At 39.8% G+C, this 22,508-nt stretch carries 23 protein-coding genes; all 23 read left to right on the top strand.

All coding sequences use genetic code 11. The annotated features are described in order from the left end of the window. Positions 1-3: 3 nt before the first annotated feature. The 23 genes from RMO03_RS13535 to RMO03_RS13425 all read left to right on the top strand — a co-directional run bounded on the left by RMO03_RS13535 (position 4) and on the right by RMO03_RS13425 (position 22,460). Positions 4-954 carry a GSCFA domain-containing protein gene (locus RMO03_RS13535; RefSeq protein ID WP_309642638.1) on the top strand — a complete coding sequence of 317 codons (951 nt, stop codon included), beginning with the start codon at positions 4-6 and terminating at the stop codon, positions 952-954. Between the two features lie 112 nt (positions 955-1,066). Further along, the gene (locus tag RMO03_RS13530; RefSeq protein ID WP_309642637.1) at positions 1,067-1,438 is read left to right on the top strand and encodes a hypothetical protein; all 372 of its coding nucleotides are present in this window, start codon (positions 1,067-1,069) and stop codon (positions 1,436-1,438) included. A 23-nt stretch (positions 1,439-1,461) separates the two neighbouring features. Then, positions 1,462-3,303, top strand: coding sequence for a PQQ-binding-like beta-propeller repeat protein (locus RMO03_RS13525; protein ID WP_309642636.1), 1,842 nt, complete (start codon positions 1,462-1,464; stop codon positions 3,301-3,303). 70 nt (positions 3,304-3,373) lie between these two features. After that, positions 3,374-4,795, top strand: coding sequence for a hypothetical protein (locus RMO03_RS13520; protein WP_309642635.1), 1,422 nt, complete (start codon positions 3,374-3,376; stop codon positions 4,793-4,795). A gap of 76 nt (positions 4,796-4,871) precedes the next feature. Beyond that, positions 4,872-5,318 carry a hypothetical protein gene (locus RMO03_RS13515; protein WP_309642634.1) on the top strand — a complete coding sequence of 149 codons (447 nt, stop codon included), beginning with the start codon at positions 4,872-4,874 and terminating at the stop codon, positions 5,316-5,318. 158 nt (positions 5,319-5,476) lie between these two features. Further along, complete coding sequence (locus RMO03_RS13510) at positions 5,477-5,767, top strand: hypothetical protein (protein ID WP_309642633.1); 291 nt, start codon at positions 5,477-5,479, stop codon at positions 5,765-5,767. 98 nt (positions 5,768-5,865) lie between these two features. Continuing rightward, the gene (locus RMO03_RS13505; RefSeq protein WP_309642632.1) at positions 5,866-7,788 is read left to right on the top strand and encodes a tetratricopeptide repeat protein; all 1,923 of its coding nucleotides are present in this window, start codon (positions 5,866-5,868) and stop codon (positions 7,786-7,788) included. A 160-nt stretch (positions 7,789-7,948) separates the two neighbouring features. After that, positions 7,949-8,596: a response regulator transcription factor gene (locus RMO03_RS13500; protein WP_309642631.1), complete on the top strand. Its 648-nt coding sequence runs from the start codon at positions 7,949-7,951 to the stop codon at positions 8,594-8,596. Positions 8,597-8,695: 99 nt separating this feature from the next. Then, entirely contained in the window at positions 8,696-9,451 is a 756-nt protein-coding gene (locus tag RMO03_RS13495; RefSeq protein ID WP_309642630.1) for a T9SS type A sorting domain-containing protein, read from the top strand. An 88-nt stretch (positions 9,452-9,539) separates the two neighbouring features. Further along, positions 9,540-10,109, top strand: a complete 570-nt coding sequence (locus RMO03_RS13490) for a TetR/AcrR family transcriptional regulator (protein WP_309642629.1) — start codon at positions 9,540-9,542, stop codon at positions 10,107-10,109. A gap of 221 nt (positions 10,110-10,330) precedes the next feature. Next, entirely contained in the window at positions 10,331-11,404 is a 1,074-nt protein-coding gene (gene paaE / locus RMO03_RS13485) for a 1,2-phenylacetyl-CoA epoxidase subunit PaaE (RefSeq protein WP_309642628.1), read from the top strand. A gap of 33 nt (positions 11,405-11,437) precedes the next feature. Then, the gene (paaA, locus tag RMO03_RS13480) at positions 11,438-12,382 is read left to right on the top strand and encodes a 1,2-phenylacetyl-CoA epoxidase subunit PaaA (RefSeq protein ID WP_309642627.1); all 945 of its coding nucleotides are present in this window, start codon (positions 11,438-11,440) and stop codon (positions 12,380-12,382) included. A 77-nt stretch (positions 12,383-12,459) separates the two neighbouring features. After that, the gene (paaB, locus tag RMO03_RS13475) at positions 12,460-12,741 is read left to right on the top strand and encodes a 1,2-phenylacetyl-CoA epoxidase subunit PaaB (RefSeq protein WP_309642626.1); all 282 of its coding nucleotides are present in this window, start codon (positions 12,460-12,462) and stop codon (positions 12,739-12,741) included. 59 nt (positions 12,742-12,800) lie between these two features. Beyond that, positions 12,801-13,553, top strand: a complete 753-nt coding sequence (gene paaC, locus RMO03_RS13470) for a 1,2-phenylacetyl-CoA epoxidase subunit PaaC (protein WP_309642625.1) — start codon at positions 12,801-12,803, stop codon at positions 13,551-13,553. A gap of 154 nt (positions 13,554-13,707) precedes the next feature. Then, positions 13,708-14,208, top strand: coding sequence for a 1,2-phenylacetyl-CoA epoxidase subunit PaaD (gene paaD / locus RMO03_RS13465; RefSeq protein WP_309642624.1), 501 nt, complete (start codon positions 13,708-13,710; stop codon positions 14,206-14,208). A 36-nt stretch (positions 14,209-14,244) separates the two neighbouring features. Further along, positions 14,245-15,030, top strand: coding sequence for an enoyl-CoA hydratase-related protein (locus tag RMO03_RS13460; protein WP_309642623.1), 786 nt, complete (start codon positions 14,245-14,247; stop codon positions 15,028-15,030). A 79-nt stretch (positions 15,031-15,109) separates the two neighbouring features. Beyond that, positions 15,110-16,264 (top strand): 3-hydroxyacyl-CoA dehydrogenase NAD-binding domain-containing protein, encoded by a 1,155-nt coding sequence (locus RMO03_RS13455; protein ID WP_309642622.1) that lies wholly within the window; start codon positions 15,110-15,112, stop codon positions 16,262-16,264. Next, entirely contained in the window at positions 16,264-16,668 is a 405-nt protein-coding gene (locus RMO03_RS13450) for a hotdog fold thioesterase (protein ID WP_309642656.1), read from the top strand. The genes RMO03_RS13455 and RMO03_RS13450 overlap by 1 nt, the downstream gene beginning before the upstream one ends. 23 nt (positions 16,669-16,691) lie before the next feature. Beyond that, positions 16,692-17,060 (top strand): four helix bundle protein, encoded by a 369-nt coding sequence (locus RMO03_RS13445; RefSeq protein ID WP_309642621.1) that lies wholly within the window; start codon positions 16,692-16,694, stop codon positions 17,058-17,060. Positions 17,061-17,089: 29 nt separating this feature from the next. Continuing rightward, the gene (pcaF, locus tag RMO03_RS13440; RefSeq protein ID WP_309642620.1) at positions 17,090-18,292 is read left to right on the top strand and encodes a 3-oxoadipyl-CoA thiolase; all 1,203 of its coding nucleotides are present in this window, start codon (positions 17,090-17,092) and stop codon (positions 18,290-18,292) included. Positions 18,293-18,347: 55 nt separating this feature from the next. Continuing rightward, on the top strand, positions 18,348-20,843 hold the full coding sequence (gene paaZ / locus RMO03_RS13435) for a phenylacetic acid degradation bifunctional protein PaaZ (protein ID WP_309642619.1): 2,496 nt from the start codon (positions 18,348-18,350) through the stop codon (positions 20,841-20,843). A 201-nt stretch (positions 20,844-21,044) separates the two neighbouring features. Further along, complete coding sequence (locus RMO03_RS13430; protein WP_309642618.1) at positions 21,045-21,797, top strand: enoyl-CoA hydratase/isomerase family protein; 753 nt, start codon at positions 21,045-21,047, stop codon at positions 21,795-21,797. 60 nt (positions 21,798-21,857) lie between these two features. Then, positions 21,858-22,460, top strand: coding sequence for a transferase hexapeptide repeat family protein (locus RMO03_RS13425; protein WP_309642617.1), 603 nt, complete (start codon positions 21,858-21,860; stop codon positions 22,458-22,460). Positions 22,461-22,508 lie beyond the last annotated feature (48 nt).

Here is a 22,508-nt window from a genome sequence, read left to right as displayed (position 1 = left end):
TACATGCAATTCACCACCAAAGTTCCCATTCCAAAAAACCATCATCTTATCGATTATGATTCGAAGATTGTAACCTTGGGTTCTTGTTTTGCTGTCAATATTGCCGAGAAATTCAACTACTACAAATTTCAAAATACGGTCAATCCGTTTGGAATTTTATTCCATCCGCTGGCAATTCACGAAATGATTCAACGCGCGATTCATCAAGACTTTTTTGATGAAAACAATGTTTTCTTTCATAACGAACGTTGGCATTGCTTCGATGCACATTCGGATTTGAGCGCGATGCATCAACAGGATTTACTTCAAAATCTAAATCAAAAATTAGCGGATTTGAAATTACAAATCGAATCCGCTTCTCATATTCTTATTACTTACGGAACGGCTTGGGTTTACACAGAAAAAACATCACAAAAAGTCGTTGCCAATTGCCATAAAGTACCACAAACACAATTTGAAAAAGAATTGTTGACCGCAACAAAAATTCAAGAAACCATTCAAGATACGATGGCGTTAATTCAAAGTGTCAATCCAAAAGCAAGTATCACTTTTACGGTTTCACCCGTGCGGCATCTCAAAGACGGCTTCATAGAAAACCAGCAGAGCAAAGCCAATCTCATTATTGGAATTCATCAAACGCTCAACCAACAACTGTCTTCGGCAAACTATTTTCCATCTTATGAAATCATGATGGATGAATTGCGCGATTACCGCTTCTACGCTGAAGATTTATTGCATCCCAACGCCATTGCCATTCAATACATTTGGGAACAGTTTGTTTCAAGTGCTATTGCTCCAGCATCTTTTTCTGTAATGGAAGAAGTTGAAAGCATTCAAAAAGGATTGGCACACCGACCTTTCCATGCTGATTCGGAATCTCATTTGAAATTCACAGCACAACTTCACTTCAGAATTGCCCAACTTCAACAGCAATTCCCTAAAATGACATTTTAAAAAATACGTATTTTGTCGTATTGATACGCCTTTTTATTTAGCGCAGATTTGTACCGTAAAGATTGTCAAACAAATGATAATCGATACGGTTTTAATTTTTTAAACAAATCCAATGGCACTAAAATTACTTTACCCGTTCCTAATTCTTTTAGTCTTGATTGCTCCAAGTGCAAATGCGCAACGACCGGTGCTTACCGACGAAGAACAGATTACAGAAACCGTCACCAAAGAAGTTGATGAGATGTTTCATGCGCCAGATTTCACCAAAAAGAAAGACAAAAAATTCGCCGATGTTCACGGCACGATGGTCGTCGATATTGGTGTAGTGCAAAATGGCAAAGTGTCTTCTTTTTTTAAAGTGGATAGTGAAATCAAGAACATCGACTTCATCAATTTTATGTCAGATTATATTCTAAATCACAAATTTCAATTCAAACTTCAAAAACAACAGCGATATAAGATTCGCTACACAGTTACATTTTAAAGTTCAACCAAAATTAATTTATTATGAAAAAAGTATCAATGGCAATGTTCACTTTGTGTATCATGGGAACATTCACAGCAAATGCACAATTAGGCGGCCTTTTAGGAAAAAAAGGAGCGGGAAAAAAATCCGGAAGTTTTTCCACAGTTTGGGAATCTGAGTTCGACAACAAAGCTTCAAGATTGGCGCTTTGCGATGGCGATGGACAGTATATTATCGGAACCGATGACAATTCCGCATCCGTATTAGATGCCAATGGAAAATCAATTTGGAGTGGTGATTATAAAAAATTAACCACCAACAAAACCAACAATTCAGAATACCAATACACGATTTGGAAAGACAAAGGCGGTTATTTATTTCTTTTTGATGCCAGAAAATTAGGAACCGATAGGGTAGCAGTACTCGATTTGGCAACTGGAAGAGAATTGTGGAATTCGGAATTATACCAAGACTTAATTCCAAAAGGCACCAAAGCAGAAGAAGGCACTGATCAAGGAGAATTAGAAACCGTAAAGTATATAGATGAATTGGATTCGTTTCTAATCTCACAAAGAAATTCTGTGATTTTGGTAAAAGCCAACACCGGTGAAAAGATTTGGGAAACCAATCGTTTCAAAGGCGGCGTTGGGAAATATGTGTATGATTCCAAAAGGAATGAAATCATTATGGTCAATTTCAAACCGACGGCTTTAGGTGCTTTGTTCTCAGGATTTAAAAACCAATTGGTGCGCATCAATGCCGCGAATGGCGATGTGCTTTGGGATGCAACTTTTGTTGGAACCATCGAAAAAGAATTGGTCACCAAAAGAGCCATCATCGATTTATGGATTAAAGGCGATAAAATATTCATGTACCTCGACGGAATGAATGTATACGATTACAACACCGGACAAAAATTATGGGCAGCTACTTATGAAAACGACATGCAAGGTGCGAATGGCGGATTGTTTAGCGGTGGAAAAAGATCTAAAATATACAGAACCCTAGCCGATCCATTGTTTACCAATGATGCTGTTTATCTTGTAATGCTAGGCGGAAGAGATAAAACAAAATATGTAGAAAAACATGACTTGGCTTCAGGTAAATTATTATGGGCTTCAGAAAAAATCACAGGTGCTTTTTGTATGCCTAATATCTATTTAGCAGGCGATAAAGTACTGATACAAGTCGGAGGAAAAGTGCAAGTGCAAGAATATCGTTTGGAAGAAACTTCTGGAAGTGCAGGTATTGGCGCAGCGATGGCTTTAGGTGGTTTTGGTGGCGGTGGAAAGATAAAACAATGGGTGCCTTATATCTATTGGGATTACAGAAATCAAAAGAATTCAGTCTTGTGTATCGATGATAAAACCGGACAAATCGCTTGGCGTTCGGAACGATTTGACAAACGAATTACAGATTTTATTTTAGATGGCGATAAAACGGTTTTTGTAGGTGACGGCGACGAATTCTACAGCTACGACATCGCTTCGGGAAAACAATTGTTCGATGTAAAACACAACGATGCGAAAGTAGGAAAAGCAGCAGACGTAATCGATTTCGACGATAAAGTAATCGTGCTTTCCGAAAAAGGATTGGCCGCCTACAACAAAAAAGACGGAACACGTGCGTATGCTTCAGACAAAATCAAAGGCGTTGATTATTTCTATCACATTGGCGATAATTACTTCTTAAGAGATCAAAGAAACAGCAAAAATATCATCTACGGTATCAATATGACCAACGGAGAAACCAAAGGTTCAGTGCAATCGAAAGGGAAAGGCGGAAGCCCGAAATACGGCAATGGCATCGATATTACAGAAGATGGAGAATACATCTACGCCTTCAAAGGGAAAAAAGTAGAGAAGATCAAAGTAAACAATTAAATAGGTTGAACGTTTATTTGTTTCGGGCTGCTGAAAGCAATTTCGCAGCCTTTTTTTAATATACATCAAGATGAAACATATACTAATTATCTCAATTTGGTTGTGTCTGATTTCAGGTTATACACAGCAAGTACAATGGGCCAACAAACTCATCAAGTATTCTTCTGATTTGGGTGGAAAACAATACGGAATCAAAAGAATATTGGGAAGGCCGGATGCATTTCCACAAGCTGGAAATTCTCCGAATGCATGGGCGCCAAAAAAAGCACTCGACGGTTACGAAGTGCTAGAATTGGGTTTTGAAAAACCACAAAGTGTCAAGCAAGTCGCGGTGTTCGAAAATTTGAATGCCGGTTGTGTGGTCAAAATAGGTGTTGATACCGGTTCCGGAAAATACGAAACCGTTTGGACAAGAAAACTCAATTGGAAAACACCGACTTTTAAAGCATCAATACCCGCAGATCATGCCTACTATTTCAAACGCAAAAGAAGAAAAATCCAGGAAGCACCGGAAGTTCTCAATCCAGGAATCGAACATGCGATTTTAGAACAAATTGCCAGCAATGTAGTGGCGGTTCGAATCGAATTCAATTTTGCGCTTTTGCCAGGATTAAAACAAATTGACGCTGTTGGAATTTCTGACAGCAACCAACCTTTGACAGCTGAGGTCAATAAAGCAACGACATTCGAAGCCTTACCCGATCCAACCGAAATTACGATGGTCGATATGGATATTTTGGGAATCAACATTGCGAATGATGGCAAGCGCATGTTTTTCACCAGCAATGACGGGCAAAAAGACCAAGTTTATTATTCAAACTGTACCGCTGACGGCAATTGGTCGGCACCTAAATTAGACCAATCGTTGAGTGAAAACGAGACTTACAATTTTGTCGATTATGCTTCGAACGCTATGGTATTAAAAGGCGGAAATAAATACACAAAAGCTACTGGCGAAACAGGTTTTCAATTTTACACGGCATCCAACGGGAATTACCAACCAGCCGATTTGGTCAAAATTACGGCTTATGCGAATTATGGTGAAACCGCTGATGCCACAATAACCGCCGATTTAAAAACCATCATTCTCGCTGTTGAATCCGACTTCACCCAAGGTGGAACGGATTTTTATTTTGCCAACCAAAAAGAAGACAAAACATACGGATTGCTTGTCAATATGGGCAAAGTAATCAATTCTGCTGATGAAGAAATCACACCGCAATTGTTATCGGATAACAAAACGTTGCTTTTCAGTTCCTGCGGATTTAGCAGTTTTGGCAATTATGATATCTATGTAAGTTATCGTTTGGATGACACTTGGAAAAACTGGTCGGAACCGATTAATTTGGGGAATAAAATCAACAGCGATGCTTTTGAAGCAAGCCCGTTTTATGATGAAATGAATCAAAATCTCTACTTTACAAAATCAGTTCTTGGAAAGCTGAAATTGTTTGCTGTGAAAATCCCAATCAAAGATTTGATACAACAGTAAAAATACGACAAATAGCGTATTTTTTTAAAGGTTGAAATGACTCAATTTTGCTTTCAACTTATAACCAATAAAAAATATGAAAACAAAAATTTTAGCCCTAGCCTTAGTTCTTTTTACAGTTGCATTTTCAGCTTGCAGCAAAGACGATTCTTCCTCATCAACATCAACAAATCCTGTAACAGATGGTTTTAAATGGACAGAAAATGGCGGAACTACTGTGAATACTGCAGCCTCAGCAACATTCTCTACACAATATAAAACACTAATGGCGAAAGACGCCGCTGGTGCCACGATTTTTGAAATTAACTTAAACGGTACAACACCTGCAACGTATGCAATTGATCCGACTAATGCCATTACATACACAGGTGTAACTCCTTTCTTTATTGTCGATTCGGGTAACGTTATTGTAACAGCCAATGCCAGCAGTAAAATGTCAGGCACGTTTCAAGGAACAGGAACTGCATCGGGTGGAATTACTGCATTATCGGGAACTTTTACCAATATTACGGTGATACCTTAGTTTGGATTAGTTTGGTTTTTTTTGAGAAAAATACGGCATTTGTCGTATTTTTTTTCATTTAAAAATGTGTGACTTTTATGCGGTTAAACTTCAAGTTGGTGATGATAAGTCAAATCAATTTAATTTCGAGTTTGTTCAATAAATTAATCTATATCATTATGGAATGGCTACTTATCCCTTTTTTTATTTTTTCAGTAATCACTATTTATCTCATACAACAATGCTATCGTGAGCAAAAAACTTTTCAGCAAAAAATGCATCTGCTGCAGAACAAGATTGTAGAATGCAATCAAAAATCACTGCTTCAAAACAATCAAATGCAATTGACGGATGAACTTGAAAAAACCCTCAAGACAAACAAAGCCACGCTCAGTGATGCGATTTTTCACCTCCATTATGATTTATTTGAATTGCTTTCCCAAAACAATCTTCTCAAACAAAGAAAATGATAAAAGCAGTGTCTTTCTTATCTCGTTTTTTTTAGTATTTTTAGAGGGTCATTCGATTGTTAATGAAGGCACTTCCGTAATCATATACATCATCAATCATGAATAAAATATTCTTTTTAGTGTTGCTTTTTCCCGCTTTGATGTTGGGTCAAAATGCCCAGGACATTATCGATGGACTCAAAACCGATTTAAAATCGAAACCCAATGCGCAAAAGACGGCCAGCATATACTCAGATTTGACTTGGTATTATGCCAATGTTTCCATTGATTCGGCTTTGTATTATGGTGGGAAAGCAGTTCAGGAATCGAAGAAACTTGGCGATTCAACTTTATTGGCTCAAGTGTATAGTGATGTCGGTGCGGTGTATTTGAGAAAAGGCGATTTAGAAAACTCGAAAGAGAATTATCTCAAAGCCTACGCCATCAGAAAAATTCGAAAAGACAGCAAAGGGCTTGCAAAGATCAATAATAATCTGGCGAATGTGTATCTCAATAAACAGCAATTCCCATTGGCGATGAAATCATTTCTCGAAGCGTTGAAGTATTTCGAAAGTGTTAATGATGAAGCCAATATTGCTGTGACTAATGGCAATATCGGATCGTTGTTTCTGAAATTGAAAAATTATCCAAACGCCATCAAATACCTAAAACCTTCGATTGCTTTTGCCGAAAAAAACAAAATGCCGGATCGTTTATGTGAATTTTATCTCAATATCGGAAACGCTTACAAAGAAATGAACGATACCATTCGTGGGGTTTCTTTTTATAATAAAAGCATCAAAAATTGTCAGTTGGTGGGCAACAATAAAGCATTGGCGATTTGTTATCAAAATGCCGGATTGTTGAAATCGAAAAATAGTAAGGTAGATGAATCGAAAGCTTTTTTCGATAAGTCGAAACAGTTGAATGCTAAAGTCAATTCGAATAATGATCTCGCCAATCTCAATATTAGTATTTCGCGAAATCTCATTAAAGAGAAAAAATACAAAGAAGCCAAAAAAATGTTGCTTGATGGTTTGAAAGTGTTTGATTCGAATGATGCAAAAAACGACCAACTGATTAGCTACAAGCTTTTGGTTTCGGTATATGCGTATTTGAATGTGCCGGACAGCGCGACTTTCTACAACGAAAAATATGCGTTGCTCAATGAAAAAATGATTCAAACGACGACGCTAAAATTGACTTCAGAAATGGAAGCCAAATACCAAACAGCCCAAAAAGAAAAGCTATTGCTCAAGAAAGAAGCTGAAGCTAAAGAACAGCAAAACCTGCTTTTTGCGATTTCGGGTTTGGCGTTTTTTATTGCGTTGATTGGGTTTTTAATTTACCGCCAACAGAAACTCAAAAACCGCCAGCAAGAACAAGAATACCAATTGAAATCGGCCATCGCACAAATCGAAACGCAAAACCAATTGCAAGAACAACGGCTTACGATTTCGCGCGATCTGCATGATAATATTGGCGCGCAACTCACTTTTATTATTTCTTCGGTCGATAATATTAAGTATGCATTCGATATTCAGAATGTCAAATTAGATTCGAAATTGCAAAGCATCAGCAACTTTACCAAATCGACGATTGTCGAATTGCGTGATACGATTTGGGCGATGAATTCGAATGAAATTACGTTTGAAGATTTGCGTGCACGGATTCTGAATTTTCTCGAAAAAGCAAAAACGGCAACGGAAAATATCGATTTCCAGTTTGAAATTGATGAAGATTTAAACGAATTGCAATTGACTTCAATTTTCGGAATGAACATCTACAGAACGTTGCAAGAAGCCATCAACAATGCGTTGAAATATGCTAATCCAACCCAAATGATGATTCAAGTCAAAAAAATCGACAACACGATTTCGATTGAAATTCACGATAACGGCGATGGTTTCGATTTAGAAAATGTCATCAAAGGCAACGGTTTGCTCAATATGGAAAAACGCATCGAAAGTATTGGCGGTATATATAAGTTGCAATCGGAAGTTGGAAAAGGTACTTCGGTTTCGATTCTCATTCATTTATAAAATGCTTAAGAAAAATTAACCGCAAGGAGCGCAAAGATTCACGCAAAGGGCACAAGGCTTTTAATACATATTTTCATAGCGAACTTAGCGTATAACCTTGCGCTCTTAGGGGTTAAAAAAAAGACAAACTAATCTAGGAGAATACTTTAAAATTAACCACATGATCAAAATAGCCATCGTTGACGACAATTCATTTCTAATAAAAACCATTGAGGAAAAACTTTCTTTTTTTGAAGATTTCGTGATTAAGCTCACTGCTGTGAATGGCGAAGATATCATCGAAAAACTAGAAAAAAGTCACGCCGTCGATCTGATTTTAATGGATATTGAAATGCCGAAAATGAATGGCATTGATGCAACTTATCAAATCAAACAGAAATTTCCACAAATCAAAATTATCATGTTGACGGTGTTTGATAATGATGAAAATATATTCAAATCGATCAAAGCCGGCGCTGATGGTTATTTGCTGAAGGAAGTCAACCCAAAAGATTTGCAACAAGGTATTATTGATACTTTGAATGGCGGTGCAACCATGACGCCATCGATTGCTTTGAAAACCTTGAAGTTATTCCGAAATCCAATCGATTTTGAAAACACAACAACCCAAGAAGACATTCAACTCACAGCGCGTGAAATTGAAGTTTTGGAACAACTCAGCAAAGGATTAAAATACCATTTGATTGCGGATAATCTGTATCTTTCTGTAGGCACAATTCGCAAACACATCGAGAATATTTATTCGAAACTCCAAGTGCACAATAAACTCGAAGCGATTCAAAAAGCCAAAAACAATAAATTGATTTAGTATTCATAACCCAAGATTTCCTTAAAATACGTACTTCTACGTATTTTTTTTGGCTTGTATTGAAGATACTTTTATACAATAATTTAAAAACAATTCAATATGAAAATTAACTTTACTCTTTTATGCTTTTGCTTCTGTTTCTTGATGACTAATTCCGAGAATGTATCAGCGCAATGTTCCATTCAAAATGCACCGGCAAGCACTACAACGGCCTATGCTGCGGGATTTGGACAAACATTCATACCTACTTGTACCGATGTGTTAAAAACAGTATCGGTTACGTTTTTACCCGGCTCTTTTGTTTCAAGCGATGCCACTTTAAAAGTAATGACTGCTTCCAATATCGTTTTGGCAACATTAACCGGACAATATGTTGGACCGGGTGAAATTACCTATGATTTTTCTGCGTTCAACATTACATTGACTCAGGGAAATAGTTATACATTTGATATGTATCGTACGTCATTAAGCGGCCAATTGAGTACCACTATTTCTATCGGAACCTACGCTGATGGTGCTTTTTATGAGTATGACGAGCAAAATAATTACGCCTATTTTAGTAATATGTTTGATGTTTTGTTTAGAGTCAATTTGGGTACGCCACTTAGCAATAGTGCATTTGAAACTTCGAAAAATAGTAGCATTTATCCAAATCCTACTCAAGGAGTTTTCAATATTAATGCAGCTCAGTCAATCAATACTATCGCTATTTATGATTTGTTGGGGAATTTAATTTTAGTGCAAAACTCCAATGCGGATACTGTTGATCTAACGTCTTTTAAATCGGGCGTTTACTTTTGCAAAATTCACCTCGATAATGGAGCAGTAGAAACTAAAAAGGTGATTAGGGAATAACGCAAATAATAATTTTGAAAAGAAGCCATCACAAAGTTTGTATTGTGACGGCTTCTTTTTTTTTAAATAAATTCTATATTTGAAATCCATGAAACCCACCGACCGTAAAACCGAAATCATCACCATCGCCGCACAACTTTTCAAAGAAAAAGGGTACAGTGCTGTAACCATGCGCGATATTGCGCAAGCCATGAATATCAAAGCCGCAAGCCTCTACAACCACATCAAATCCAAACAGGAAATCCTCGTATTAATCGTTATCGAAATCGCCGAAGAATTTACGACCACGATGCTACAAATCGTCAATTCCGAAGAAACCACGATTCAAAAACTAGAAAAAGTCATCCAACTGCACATCGATATCACACTGCGAAACTCCGATGCATTAGCCTGCCTCAACAACGACTGGATGCATCTTGCCGACGCCGAACTCACTTACTTCATCAAAATGCGCGAAGAATATGAAGAAAATTTCCGCACCATTATCAAGCAAGGTATCGCCAATAACGACATCAAAAATCTCAACGTCGAAGTCATCATTTTCTCCATACTTTCCACCTTGCGAACACTTTACCTTTGGTACGGTAAAAAGAAAAGCCTCAATCCAAACGTGCTAAAATCCAATATGATTGAAGTGCTACTCAACGGAATCATTTGATTTTTCAGGAGCTGTTTCCCGCTTTCCACAGTATCTTGTCATTGCGAGCTTGCGCGGCAATCTCCCAATAACAAGGATACTTGCTCCAATCGGGGCTAGGGCACAAAGCTCTAATTCACAACTGTTTACAATTTTTAAATCGTTATCGTAATCAATTACGAAATAATGTTTAAATTTGCATAGTAAACTAACAATTGTTAGTTTGATTTAATTATCTTGACATGGCAAAATTTCACAACATCAAAGTTGGCGATATATACAAAGAAACTAAAGATTGTTCCGTGCTTTCGTTTGATATTCCGGATGAACTCAAATCAGAATATCAATACAACCAAGGACAACATCTAACGCTAAAAGCTACCATCGATGGAAAAGAAGAACGCCGTTCGTATTCGTTATGTTCGAGTCCGACAGAAAACCAATGGAAAGTAGCAGTCAAAAAAGTGACTGGTGGTTTGTTCTCGAATTTTGTTCACGATAAAATCAAAAAAGGCGACACCCTAGAAATCATGACACCAAGTGGAAAATTCTTCCGTGATGTCAATACAGCAAAAGCCAAAAACTATATCATGTTCGCTGCCGGAAGTGGCATCACACCCATATTGTCAATTATCAAAACGCATCTTGCGTTAGAACCCAATAGTAAATTCCAACTTTTTTACCTGAATCGCAGTGTAAAATCGATTATCTTTAAAGAGGAAATCGAATTGCTCAAAAACCGCTATTTCGGCCGTTTCGAAATATTCCATTTCCTAACCAAAGAACACCGCAGCATCGAATTGCTCAACGGGCGTTTTACAAAGGAGAAATTGCAAGTACTAACATCAAGCATCATAGACATTCCATCGGTTGACGAATGTTTCATCTGCGGACCAGAAGAAATGATTTTCCTAATTCGCGACGAACTCGAAGCCGCCGGTTTATCAAAAGATAAAATCCATTTCGAATTGTTCACGACCGGAAATTCAGATGCAGACAAACAACGTGTCAATAAAGTTTTAGAAAAGAAAGTCGAAGGCACCGAAGTCACGATCATCGATGGTGGAAAAGAATTCCATTTTATCATGGATGATGATTTTGATAACATCCTCGATGGCGCATTAGCAGCCGGAGCCGATTTACCATTCGCATGCAAAGGCGGCGTTTGTAGCACCTGCAAATGCAAAGTCATCGAAGGTTCCGTAGAAATGAAAGTCAATTACGCCTTGGATGAAAATGAAGTCAACAAAGGTTTAGTACTAAGCTGTCAAGCCGTACCAACATCAGAAAAAGTAGTCGTCGATTTCGGCGTTTAAACCATACAATTTCCATAATTAAAAAGAAAAATTATGTCAGAATTAGAAATTAAAAACCTAGAAGCAATCTTCGACCAACGCATCGCCAACGATGAAAAAATCGAACCCAAAGATTGGATGCCCGAAAAGTATCGCAAAACGCACATTCGCCAAATTTCCCAACACGCGCATTCCGAAATCGTAGGCATGCTGCCCGAAGGAAACTGGATCACGCGCGCGCCTTCACTCAGAAGAAAAGTAGCCTTGTTGGCGAAAGTACAAGATGAAGCCGGACACGGTTTATACCTTTACAGCGCATGTGAAACATTAGGCGTTTCTCGCGAAGAATTATACGAACAATTGCATTCCGGTGAAGCCAAATATTCAAGCATCTTCAACTATCCAACGGTAACTTGGGCCGATATGGGAGCGATTGGTTGGCTCGTCGATGGCGCAGCAATCATCAATCAAGTGCCATTGACCACAACTTCATTCGGACCATATGCAAGAGCTATGGTGCGGGTTTGCAAGGAAGAAAGTTTCCACCAAAGACAAGGTTTTGAAGTCATGATGACCTTGGCCAACGGAGCTCCAGAGCAAAAAGACATGGCACAAGATGCACTCAACCGTTGGTGGTGGCCGTCATTAATGATGTTAGGTCCAACCGATGCAGAATCCGTACACACCGAACAATCGATGAAATGGAAACTCAAACGCAAAACCAATGATGAATTGCGCCAGCAGTTTGTAGACCAAACCGTACCACAAGCCAATCTCATTGGACTCACAATTCCAGATTCCGAATTAAAATGGAACGAAGCAACCAAACGCTACGACTTCGGCGCTTTAGATTGGGATGAATTCTGGCAAGTCGTAAAAGGCCACGGTCCATGCAACAAAGTCAGAATGGATGCGAGAAAAAATGCGTGGGACAATGGAAAATGGGTGCGTGATGCCGCAATGGCTTACGCCGAAAAACAAGAATTAGCAACAGTATAAATAGTTGTTAGTTCTAAGTTGTAGGTTACGATTTGTCTAACCTACAACCTACAACCTACAACCTACAACAAAAGAACATGAAAAACTGGCCACTATACGAAGTCTTCGTCAGAAGCAAAAACGGACTCGAACACCGCCACTGCGGAAGCTTACACGCATCCGATGCAACAATGGCGCTTGAAAATGCCCGAGATGTCTACACCAGAAGAATGGAAGGCGTCAGCATTTGGGTCGTTCCATCGAATAAAATTACAGCTTCAAATCCTGATGACAGCGCAGAACTTTTCGATCCCGCAAAAGACAAAGCCTACCGCCATCCGACTTTTTACGAATTACCCGATGAGTTAAAACATATGTAGATAAAACCTTTGCGAACCTTGCGAAAATCTTTGCGGGCTTTGCGGTTAAAAAAATAAAAATGCAAAACAACTTAGTTCAATACATCTACGGAATTGCAGACAACGCCTTAATCTTAGGGCAACGTCTGGGTGAATTGTGCGGTCACGGCCCCAATCTCGAAACCGATATCGCCATGACCAACATCGCTTTGGATTTACTCGGACAAACGCGAAGCTATTACCAATACGCAGCACAATTGTCAGGCGAAAATGCCACAGAAGACACCATTGCTTTTCTCAGAAATGAAAGAGAATACAAAAACGTATTGCTCGCCGAACAACCCAACACCGATTTCGCGTATTCGATTTGCCGACAGTTTTTGTACGATGAATTTCATCTATTGTTATTGGAAGAACTGCAAAATAGTGCCGATGAAACCTTAGCGGCAATTGCCAAGAAAAGTATCAAAGAAGTGCGTTACCACGTGCGTTTTTCATCCGATTGGATCAAACGTTTGGGCGACGGAACTGCTGAAAGCCACGAGAAAATGCAAACCGCGATTAACGACTTATGGACATTCACCGACGAATTATTCCACCAAACCGAAGCTGATATCTCGATGGTTTCTCAAAATATTGGTGTTGATGTAACGAAACTCAAAGCCGATTTTTATAACAACGTCAATGAAGTTTTACAAGAAGCAACGCTAGAAACTCCCGAATTGAAATATTTTCAAAAAGGCGGAAAACAAGGCGTTCACAGCGAACATATGGGCTATTTGTTAGCCGATTTACAATACATGCAACGTTCTTTTCCCAATATGAATTGGTAGCTTTAGGAGCCGGGAACCCGCTATCCACTCCCAATCTTTTGCGCCGAACGCCGGCACAAAAGGATTTTCGCTTCTATCGGGGCTAGGACAACAAACAAAAAACAAAAATCCGCGGCAATCTGCGACAATCAGCTGAAATCCGCGAGCAACAAAAATGACAATAACAAAACTCAATATCGACCAACAGATTTTCGACATACTCGAAACGGTAAGCGATCCCGAAATTCCGGTATTGTCGATTATGGAAATGGGTGTCGTTCGTTCCATAAAAATGGTCAATGATATTGTTGAGGTTACCATTACACCAACCTACAGCGGTTGCCCCGCGATGGATGTGATAGGTGATGATATCAAAAAAGCATTGAAAAATGCAGGTTTCGAATCGAAAATAAACCTAGTGCTTTCTCCAGCTTGGACCACCGATTGGATTACACCAAAAGGAAGAAAGGCGCTTGAAAAATACGGAATAGCAGCACCTTTAGAAGCAGATGCCGATAAAGAAGCGTTGCTCGGAAATAAAAAATTAGTGAAGTGTCCGCAATGCGGTTCATTCAACACGAAAATGGTCAGCCAGTTCGGATCAACAGCTTGCAAAGCATTTTTTCAATGCGAAGATTGCCTTGAGCCGTTTGACTATTTCAAATGTTTAAAATAAAATAAGCTGCTTCGGCAGTGTTAAATAAAAATAGGTATGAGCATTACTTCAATTTTATGTAAGATTGAAAACAAGGTCGCGTATATTACGCTCAACAGACCTGAAGTTTTCAATAGCTTCAATCGAGAGATGGCTTTATTGCTGCAAAAAACACTCGATCAATGTGCCGCTGATGATAACGTTCGTGCGATTGTCATTACCGGAAGCGGAAAAGCATTTTGTGCAGGACAGGATTTAAAAGAAGTCACGACACCAGAACTGATGCCGGGTTTCCGTAAAATTCTCGAAGAACATTACAACCCGATTATTGAAAGAATTAGATTGATAGAAAAACCAATCGTTGCAGCGGTCAATGGTGTTGCAGCCGGAGCCGGAGCCAATATTGCATTGGCTTGCGATATTGTCGTGGCCACTGAAAACGCTTCATTTATTCAAGCATTCAGCAAAATCGGTTTGGTGCCGGACAGTGCCGGAACTTTCTTTTTACCAAGATTAATAGGATTCCAAAAAGCCTCAGCATTAATGATGCTCGGCGATAAAGTAGGAGCCAAAGAAGCTTTTGAAATTGGGATGATTTATAAATTTTATTCCACCGCTTTTTTTGAAGAAGAAGTTGAAAAATTAGCCATCACCTTATCACAAATGCCAACACATGCTTTGGCTTTAACTAAAAAGTTATTAAACCGTTCGATGATCAATAACTTGCAAGAACAATTGTCACTCGAATCAGATTTGCAAATCGATGCGAGTTCATCAAACGATTACCAAGAAGGTGTCAATGCATTTATGGAAAAAAGAGCACCCGAATTTAAAGGGAATTAAAAGCAGATTATAAGACGGTAAGATTTTAAGATACGAACATCTTACAGTCATACAGTCATACAATCTTAAAATCTAACAAATGATTCAAAAAGTAGCAGTAATCGGTTCAGGAACCATGGGAAGCGGAATCGCACAAGTAGCCGCGACCTCAGGCTGTGCTGTCAAAATATACGATTCCAATCACCAGGCACTATCGAAGTCTAAGAATGCGCTCGAGACAATCTTATCAAAATTAGTCGAGAAAGGAAAAATAGATGCGGCGGAAAAAACAAGAATCGCCTCGAATATTTCCTATGCCACTGCGATGAGCGAATTATCACATTCCGATCTCGTCATCGAAGCCATAGTCGAAAATCTCGAAATCAAACGAAAATTATTCTCGGAACTAGAAACGTATGTTTCTCCAGATACAATTTTAGCATCCAATACTTCTTCGCTTTCGATTGCATCTATAGCCGCCTCCTGTCAAAAACCGGAGCGCGTAATCGGAATTCATTTCTTCAATCCGGCGCCATTGATGCAATTGGTTGAAATCATTCCAGCAATACAAACTAGCGAAGACACATTACAAAAAACAATCGAAACAATTTCCAATTGGAAAAAAGTGGTAGCCGTTGCCAAAGACACACCGGGCTTTATTGTCAATCGTGTCGCAAGGCCTTTTTATAGTGAAGCGTTGCGCATTTATGAAGAAGGAGCAGCTGATTTTGCGACGATTGATTCCGCAATGAAAACACTCGGTGGTTTCAGAATGGGCCCATTCGAACTCATGGATTTTATCGGGCACGACGTTAATTACACCGTAACAGAAACCGTATTTACTTCGTTTTATTTTGATCCAAGATACAAACCTTCTTTCACCCAAAAACGATTGGTGGAAGCAGGATTCTTAGGCAGAAAATCAGGACGTGGTTTTTACGATTATGCTCAAGAAATGCCAATCCCTAAAGAAGATGAAGTTTTAGCGCAAACTATTTTCGATAGGATTTTAGTAATGCTAATCAACGAAGCAGCCGATGCTTTATTCCTCAACATCGCTTCAGCAAAAGATATTGATAGTGCGATGACCAAAGCCGTCAATTATCCAAAAGGATTGTTGGCTTGGGCTGATGAAAAAGGAATCGCTTGGTGTGTTGAAAAATTGGATACATTGTACAATGAATATCATGAAGACCGCTACCGTTGCAGTCCATTATTACGCAAAATGAACCGAGAAAACAAAACATGCTACTAATGGAAGGAACTGCTATTCCATACAAAATGCTCTCACTCGATCCGTTCAGCCAATGGCTCGGTATTGAGATTCTCGAATGCGAAATCGGAAGTTGCAAAGTCGGTATGACCGTTCGCAAAGAAATGCTCAACAGTATGGGGAAAGCGCATGGCGGAATCACGTATTCATTGGCCGATACCGCTTTTGGTTTTTCTGTGAATACACATGGGAAATATGCAGTGTCAATTGATACGGCAATCAATCATATCGAAGCACTCGAAGAAGGTGATTACATCATCGCATCAGCAAGTCTCGAAAGTTTAAAGAACAAAGTTGGTTTTTATATTATTGAAATCAAAAAAGGAAATACACTCGTTGCCTTGTTCAAAGGTGTTGCCTACAGAACTAGCAAAGACTGGGAGTAATTATGAGTTTTGAATTATGAATTATGAGTGAGAGCGTTGTTAAAATAAAGAGTTTTGAATTGGCTATTGCAGGAGTCAATTTTTATAAATATTTGGTTTTAGAAAAGAAGGAGTTTATAATGAGTAAACAGTTCTTACGTTCAATAACCTCAGTCGGAGCTAATGTTCGTGAAGCAATAAATGCACAAAGTAAATTTGACTTTATTCACAAATTAGCAATTGCTCAAAAAGAATGTGATGAAACTTTATATTGGCTTGAACTATTAAAAGAAACTAAATTTATCGAAGATCAAGATTTTGATGCTATTTATTTAAAAGCATCTGAAGTATTAAAAATTATAAAAAGCATAATAATGACCACCAAACAAAATTTACCAGTTAAGAACTCATAATTCATAACTCATAATTTATAACTAAAGAAATGGAAGCATACATCATAGACGGAGTCCGCACTCCAATCGGAAGTTACCAAGGAACTTTAGCCGCCGTTCGTCCTGACGATTTAGGCGCTTTGGTCATTAAAACGGTAACGGATAAGAATCCAAACATCCCAAAAGACGCTTACGATGATGTTATCATGGGTTGCGCGAATCAAGCTGGTGAAGACAATCGTAATGTTGCGAGAATGTCCTTATTGTTGGCGGGATTACCACAAACAGTTCCAGGCGAAACGGTCAATCGTTTGTGCAGTTCGGGTTTGTCTGCCATCATCAATGCAAGTCGCGCGATTAAAGCGGGTGATGGACATCTATTCATTGCAGGCGGCATCGAAAATATGACGCGTGGACCGTTGGTTGTTTCAAAACCATCAGCAGCTTATGGAACCGATTCTAAAATGTACGATTCGAGTTTTGGCTGGCGTTTCATCAATCCAAAAATGAAGGAAATGTATGGTGTTGATGCGATGGGTGAAACCGCAGAAAACCTAGTTTCAAAATACAACATCTCAAGAGAAGATCAAGATGCTTTTGCTTTCAATAGTCAAATGAAAGCAACAGCTGCACAACAATCCGGACGTTTTTCAAAAGAAATTGTTGCGGTTGAAATTCCACAACGAAAAGGCGATGCAATAGTTTTTTCGAAAGATGAATTCATCAAATCAAACACAACTTTAGAAGGCTTATCGAAATTACGTGCCGCCTTCAAAAAAGACGGAAGCGTTACCGCTGGAAATTCCTCAGGATTGAATGACGGCGCAGCAGCCACAATTATCGCATCCGAAGAAGCCGTAAAAAAATACAACCTCAAACCATTGGCAAGAATCGTAAGTTCAGCCGTAGTTGGCGTGGAACCCAGCATCATGGGAATCGGCCCAGTAGAAGCGACCAACAAAGCACTCGCCAAAGCCGGATTAACCTTAGCCGATATCGACATCATCGAACTCAACGAAGCATTCGCATCACAAAGTATTGCGTGCATCAGAACTTGGGGTTTACAAGACAATGATCCGAGAATCAATCCCAACGGTGGTTCTATATCCATCGGTCATCCATTAGGAGTAACCGGAGCCAGAATCGCTTATTCCGCTGCATTAGAATTACAATTGACAGGAAAACGTTACGCATTAATTACGATGTGTATTGGTGTGGGTCAAGGCTACGCCGCCATTATCGAAAGAGTTTAAATTAATTGATAATTTTTGGGATTAGCCAGACAATATCAATCAACAATAAAAGCATATGAAATTAGGAAATTACGTCAACGGGCATTGGACAGAAGGTAAAGGAGAAGGTTCGCCCTTATTTGATTCTGTAACAGGAGAAATCATTACACATGCTTCTACCGAAGGATTGAATTTTGAAGAAATTCTCCACTACGGAAGAACCAAAGGCGGCGAAAAGTTGCGCAAGATGACGTTTCAAGAACGTGGCAACATGATCAAAAAACTGGCTTTGTATCTCAACAAACGCAAAGAGCAATTCTATGAAATCAGTTACAGAACCGGAGCTACGCGCGTCGACAGTTGGATTGATATTGAAGGCGGATTCGGAAACTTATTCGCAAATGCTTCTTTGAGAAAATTATTCCCAAACCAATCTTATGACGTAGAAGGCGACCCCATCGATCTTTCCAAAGGTGGGCGTTTTATGGCACATCATATTCTAGTTCCTAAAAAAGGTGTTGCGGTGCACATCAATGCATTCAATTTTCCTATCTGGGGTATGTTAGAAAAATGCGCTGTCAACTGGATGGCGGGAATGCCAGCTGTTGTAAAACCAGCTACATCAACATCATACTTAACTGAGGCAGTTGTCAAAGAAATCATAGCTTCGAATATATTACCTGAAGGTGCTTTGCAACTTATTTGTGGTTCGGCGAATTCTATTTTAGATAGTGTCGAAAGCCAAGACGTCGTAACCTTTACCGGTTCCGCATCCACAGGAAGAATGCTTAAGTCGCATCCAAGAATCATTAGCGAATCTGTACCATTCAACATGGAAGCCGATTCGTTAAACTCCTCCATACTTGGCGAAGATGCCATTCCAGGAACACCCGAATTCGACTTATTCGTGAATCAAGTCAGAAGTGAAATGACCGTCAAATGTGGACAAAAATGTACGGCAATACGCCGCATTATTGTTCCTCAAAATTTAGTTGAAGATGTTCAAATCGCATTAGGAAAGGCGCTAGACAAAGTAACTATCGGAGATCCAAGACTTAAAGAAGTTAGAATGGGAGCGTTAGTCAGCAACGACCAAGTCAACGAAGTCAAAATGCGCACGCGAGAAATCGCTCAAACCGCAGCAATCGTCTACGGCGATTATGATAAAATCACCACGATTGGTGCCGATGCAACCAAAGGTGCTTTCATCTCACCGATGTTACTGCGCGAAGACCATCCATTCAAAAATACCGCATCACACGACACCGAAGCTTTCGGTCCGGTTGCGACGATTATGCCCTATAAAAATTTAGACGAAGCGATTGAATTAGCCCAAATGGGAAAAGGTTCACTCGTATCATCCATTGTAACCAACAACGACAATATCGCTAAAGATTACGTAATCAATGCCGCTTCACACCACGGAAGGATTTTGGTTTTGAATCGTGAAAATGCCAAACAAAGCACCGGTCACGGTTCACCACTGCCATTGCTCGTTCACGGTGGTCCGGGTCGCGCAGGCGGTGGCGAAGAAATGGGCGGATTGCGAGGCATCAGACATTATATGCAACGTTGTGCGATTCAAGGTTCACCAACGACACTGACGGAAATCACCGGCATCTACCAACCCAATTCGAAATACAAAGAATCACCCGAACATCCGTTCAAATATTATTGGGATGATATCCAAGCCGGTATGTCAATCAAAACGCACAACCGCACCGTTACTGATACCGATATCATCAATTTTGCCAACTTAACTTGGGATCATTTCTACGCGCACACCGATATCACATCGCTCAAAGGCAGTATTTTCGAAAAGCGCACAGCACACGGCTATTTCATTCTAGCCGCCGCCGCAGGTTTGTTCGTTTATCCAAACAAAGGCCCGGTTGCTGCGAATTACGGACTCGAAGAGTGTCGTTTCCTACGCCCAATATATCACAACGATACAATTTATGTACGTTTAACATGCAAACAAAAAATAGAACGCGACAGTGTCGGAGAAGTATTGCCTTGTGGTATCGTCAAATGGTTCGTTGAAGTTTTCGATCAAAACGACGAATTGGTTGCCGTAGCCACCATCTTAACTATGGTGCAAAAGAAATCGCCATATATCGAAATCAATAGAAACAATATCGAAAGTTATCTTTCAAAACTGACTGAAAATCACAAAGCCAATTGGGGAACGATGACGCCGCAGCACATGATCGAGCATCTGGAACAACAATTTCTATACGCTTCGATCCAAAAAGGAGATTTCGAAATCGCCACGCCAGCCGAGCATCTCGACAAATTCCGCGAAGCCGTTTTCAATCACAGGCCGTTCCCGAACGGACACCAACATCCGCTGATGAAAGCCGGTGAAAACGAAAATCTAACGCATCCCGACTTGCCAACCGCCAAACAAAAACTCATCGAAGCCTACGACGCTTACGAACAATATTTCAACGAAAATCCCGACGCACGCACCAAAAATGTAGTGTTCGGCATGATGGACAAATTCGAATGGGACTTACTAAGCACCAAACATTTCAACCATCATTTTAAACAATTTGGAATTTTAGATTAGGAGCCGGGAACCTGCTATCCGTTGCAATCTTTTATGGCGAACGCCGCCACAAAAGGATTTCCACTACTATCAGGGCTAGGGCATTCAGGAAATAAGAAACCAAAACTCAGCTTTGCGCCTTTGCGTCTCTGCGAGAAAATAAAAACAACGCTTGCGAACTTTGCGAAACCCTTCGCGAACTTTGCGGTTAAAAAAATAAAAATGGACGCATACGTAAAACAAGACATACAAAACAACATCGCCACCATCGAGTTCTTTCATCCCGAACAGAATTCCTTGCCTGGTAATATTCTAGCACAACTAGCCCAAACTATCACCGATGCAGGAAAGAATGATGAGGTTAAAGTCATCATCCTTAAAAGCGGAGGCGACCGGACTTTTTGTGCCGGAGCGAGTTTCAAAGAACTAATAGCCATCAACGATGCCGAAACCGGAAAAATATTTTTCTCAGGCTTTGCCAACGTAATCAACGCGATGCGCCAATGTCCAAAATTCATCATCGGAAGAATTCAAGGAAAAACAGTTGGCGGTGGAGTCGGAATTGCAGCAGCAACCGATTATTGCATGGCAACACAATCCGCGTCGATTAAACTCAGTGAGCTCAACGTAGGTATAGGTCCATTCGTAGTATCACCCGCAATAGAACGCAAAATGGGAGTTTCCGCGATGTCACAAATCGCCATCGACGCCAATAATTTCTATGAAGCCGAATGGGCAAGAAGCAAAGGATTATACGCCAATGTCTACGAATCTATCGAGGAAATGGACACCGCCGTCGAAGCTTCCGCCAAACATTTATGCACTTACAATCCCGAAGCCATGTTAGAAATGAAAAAAATATTCTGGCGCGGCACCGACGATTGGGATACATTACTAGCCGAAAGAGCTGCTATCAGCGGAAGATTGGTGTTATCAGATTTCACAAAAGAAACATTAAAAAAGTTCAAAGTCTAACAGTCTAAAGCGCAGCGTGTCTAAAGCCGCAGGCGTGTCTAAAAATCTAACAATCCAAAAATGATCTACGAATTCAAAGGCTTCATCCCAGTAATTCACGAAAGCAGTTTCATCCATCCGCAGGCCGCGGTAACAGGAAATGTAATCATCGGAAAAGACGTTTATGTAGGCCCAGGTGCAGCCATTCGCGGAGATTGGGGCGAGATTATTATCGAAGACGGTTGCAATATCCAGGAAAACTGTACGATTCATATGTTTCCCGGAAAAAGCATAACGCTCAAAGCCGGATCGCATATCGGACACGGTGCCATCATCCATGGCGCGAACATCGGGAAGAATTGTCTTATCGGCATGAACGCTGTAATTATGGATGATTGTGAGATTGGCGATGAATGTCTTGTGGGTGCTTTAACTTTTGTCAAAGCCGAAACGCATATTCCCGCAAGAAGAATGGTCGTCGGAAATCCTGCAGTGATTATTAAAACTGTTTCAGATGAAATGATCGCATGGAAAACCAAAGGAACCGCTTTATACCAGCAGTTGCCGAAAGAATTATACGAAACGCTAAAAGCCGTCGAACCGTTGCGGGAAATCCCAAAAAATCGACCGACACAAGAAGCGTTTTATAAAACATTAGAAGAATTCAGAAAAAGTGATCAGTAAACAGTATTGAGTTGGCAGCAACTGAACACTAATAACCTGAACACTGAA

The sequence above is a fragment of the Flavobacterium sp. genome, from assembly GCF_031411595.1.
Taxonomy (GTDB): Bacteria; Bacteroidota; Bacteroidia; order Flavobacteriales; family Flavobacteriaceae; genus Flavobacterium.
The sequence above is the reverse complement of the archived record's forward strand: the minus strand, read 5'-3'. Positions and strand labels throughout refer to the sequence as shown.

What these genes read in the sequence shown, in the direction of transcription:
- RMO03_RS13535 (WP_309642638.1), top strand. Translation starts at nt 4, where the DNA reads ATGCAATTCACCACCAAAGTTCCCATTCCAAAAAACCATCATCTTATC.
- RMO03_RS13530 (WP_309642637.1), top strand. Translation starts at nt 1,067, where the DNA reads ATGGCACTAAAATTACTTTACCCGTTCCTAATTCTTTTAGTCTTGATT.
- RMO03_RS13525 (WP_309642636.1), top strand. Translation starts at nt 1,462, where the DNA reads ATGAAAAAAGTATCAATGGCAATGTTCACTTTGTGTATCATGGGAACA.
- RMO03_RS13520 (WP_309642635.1), top strand. Translation starts at nt 3,374, where the DNA reads ATGAAACATATACTAATTATCTCAATTTGGTTGTGTCTGATTTCAGGT.
- RMO03_RS13515 (WP_309642634.1), top strand. Translation starts at nt 4,872, where the DNA reads ATGAAAACAAAAATTTTAGCCCTAGCCTTAGTTCTTTTTACAGTTGCA.
- RMO03_RS13510 (WP_309642633.1), top strand. Translation starts at nt 5,477, where the DNA reads ATGGAATGGCTACTTATCCCTTTTTTTATTTTTTCAGTAATCACTATT.
- RMO03_RS13505 (WP_309642632.1), top strand. Translation starts at nt 5,866, where the DNA reads ATGAATAAAATATTCTTTTTAGTGTTGCTTTTTCCCGCTTTGATGTTG.
- RMO03_RS13500 (WP_309642631.1), top strand. Translation starts at nt 7,949, where the DNA reads ATGATCAAAATAGCCATCGTTGACGACAATTCATTTCTAATAAAAACC.
- RMO03_RS13495 (WP_309642630.1), top strand. Translation starts at nt 8,696, where the DNA reads ATGAAAATTAACTTTACTCTTTTATGCTTTTGCTTCTGTTTCTTGATG.
- RMO03_RS13490 (WP_309642629.1), top strand. Translation starts at nt 9,540, where the DNA reads ATGAAACCCACCGACCGTAAAACCGAAATCATCACCATCGCCGCACAA.
- paaE (WP_309642628.1), top strand. Translation starts at nt 10,331, where the DNA reads ATGGCAAAATTTCACAACATCAAAGTTGGCGATATATACAAAGAAACT.
- paaA (WP_309642627.1), top strand. Translation starts at nt 11,438, where the DNA reads ATGTCAGAATTAGAAATTAAAAACCTAGAAGCAATCTTCGACCAACGC.
- paaB (WP_309642626.1), top strand. Translation starts at nt 12,460, where the DNA reads ATGAAAAACTGGCCACTATACGAAGTCTTCGTCAGAAGCAAAAACGGA.
- paaC (WP_309642625.1), top strand. Translation starts at nt 12,801, where the DNA reads ATGCAAAACAACTTAGTTCAATACATCTACGGAATTGCAGACAACGCC.
- paaD (WP_309642624.1), top strand. Translation starts at nt 13,708, where the DNA reads ATGACAATAACAAAACTCAATATCGACCAACAGATTTTCGACATACTC.
- RMO03_RS13460 (WP_309642623.1), top strand. Translation starts at nt 14,245, where the DNA reads ATGAGCATTACTTCAATTTTATGTAAGATTGAAAACAAGGTCGCGTAT.
- RMO03_RS13455 (WP_309642622.1), top strand. Translation starts at nt 15,110, where the DNA reads ATGATTCAAAAAGTAGCAGTAATCGGTTCAGGAACCATGGGAAGCGGA.
- RMO03_RS13450 (WP_309642656.1), top strand. Translation starts at nt 16,264, where the DNA reads ATGGAAGGAACTGCTATTCCATACAAAATGCTCTCACTCGATCCGTTC.
- RMO03_RS13445 (WP_309642621.1), top strand. Translation starts at nt 16,692, where the DNA reads ATGAGTGAGAGCGTTGTTAAAATAAAGAGTTTTGAATTGGCTATTGCA.
- pcaF (WP_309642620.1), top strand. Translation starts at nt 17,090, where the DNA reads ATGGAAGCATACATCATAGACGGAGTCCGCACTCCAATCGGAAGTTAC.
- paaZ (WP_309642619.1), top strand. Translation starts at nt 18,348, where the DNA reads ATGAAATTAGGAAATTACGTCAACGGGCATTGGACAGAAGGTAAAGGA.
- RMO03_RS13430 (WP_309642618.1), top strand. Translation starts at nt 21,045, where the DNA reads ATGGACGCATACGTAAAACAAGACATACAAAACAACATCGCCACCATC.
- RMO03_RS13425 (WP_309642617.1), top strand. Translation starts at nt 21,858, where the DNA reads ATGATCTACGAATTCAAAGGCTTCATCCCAGTAATTCACGAAAGCAGT.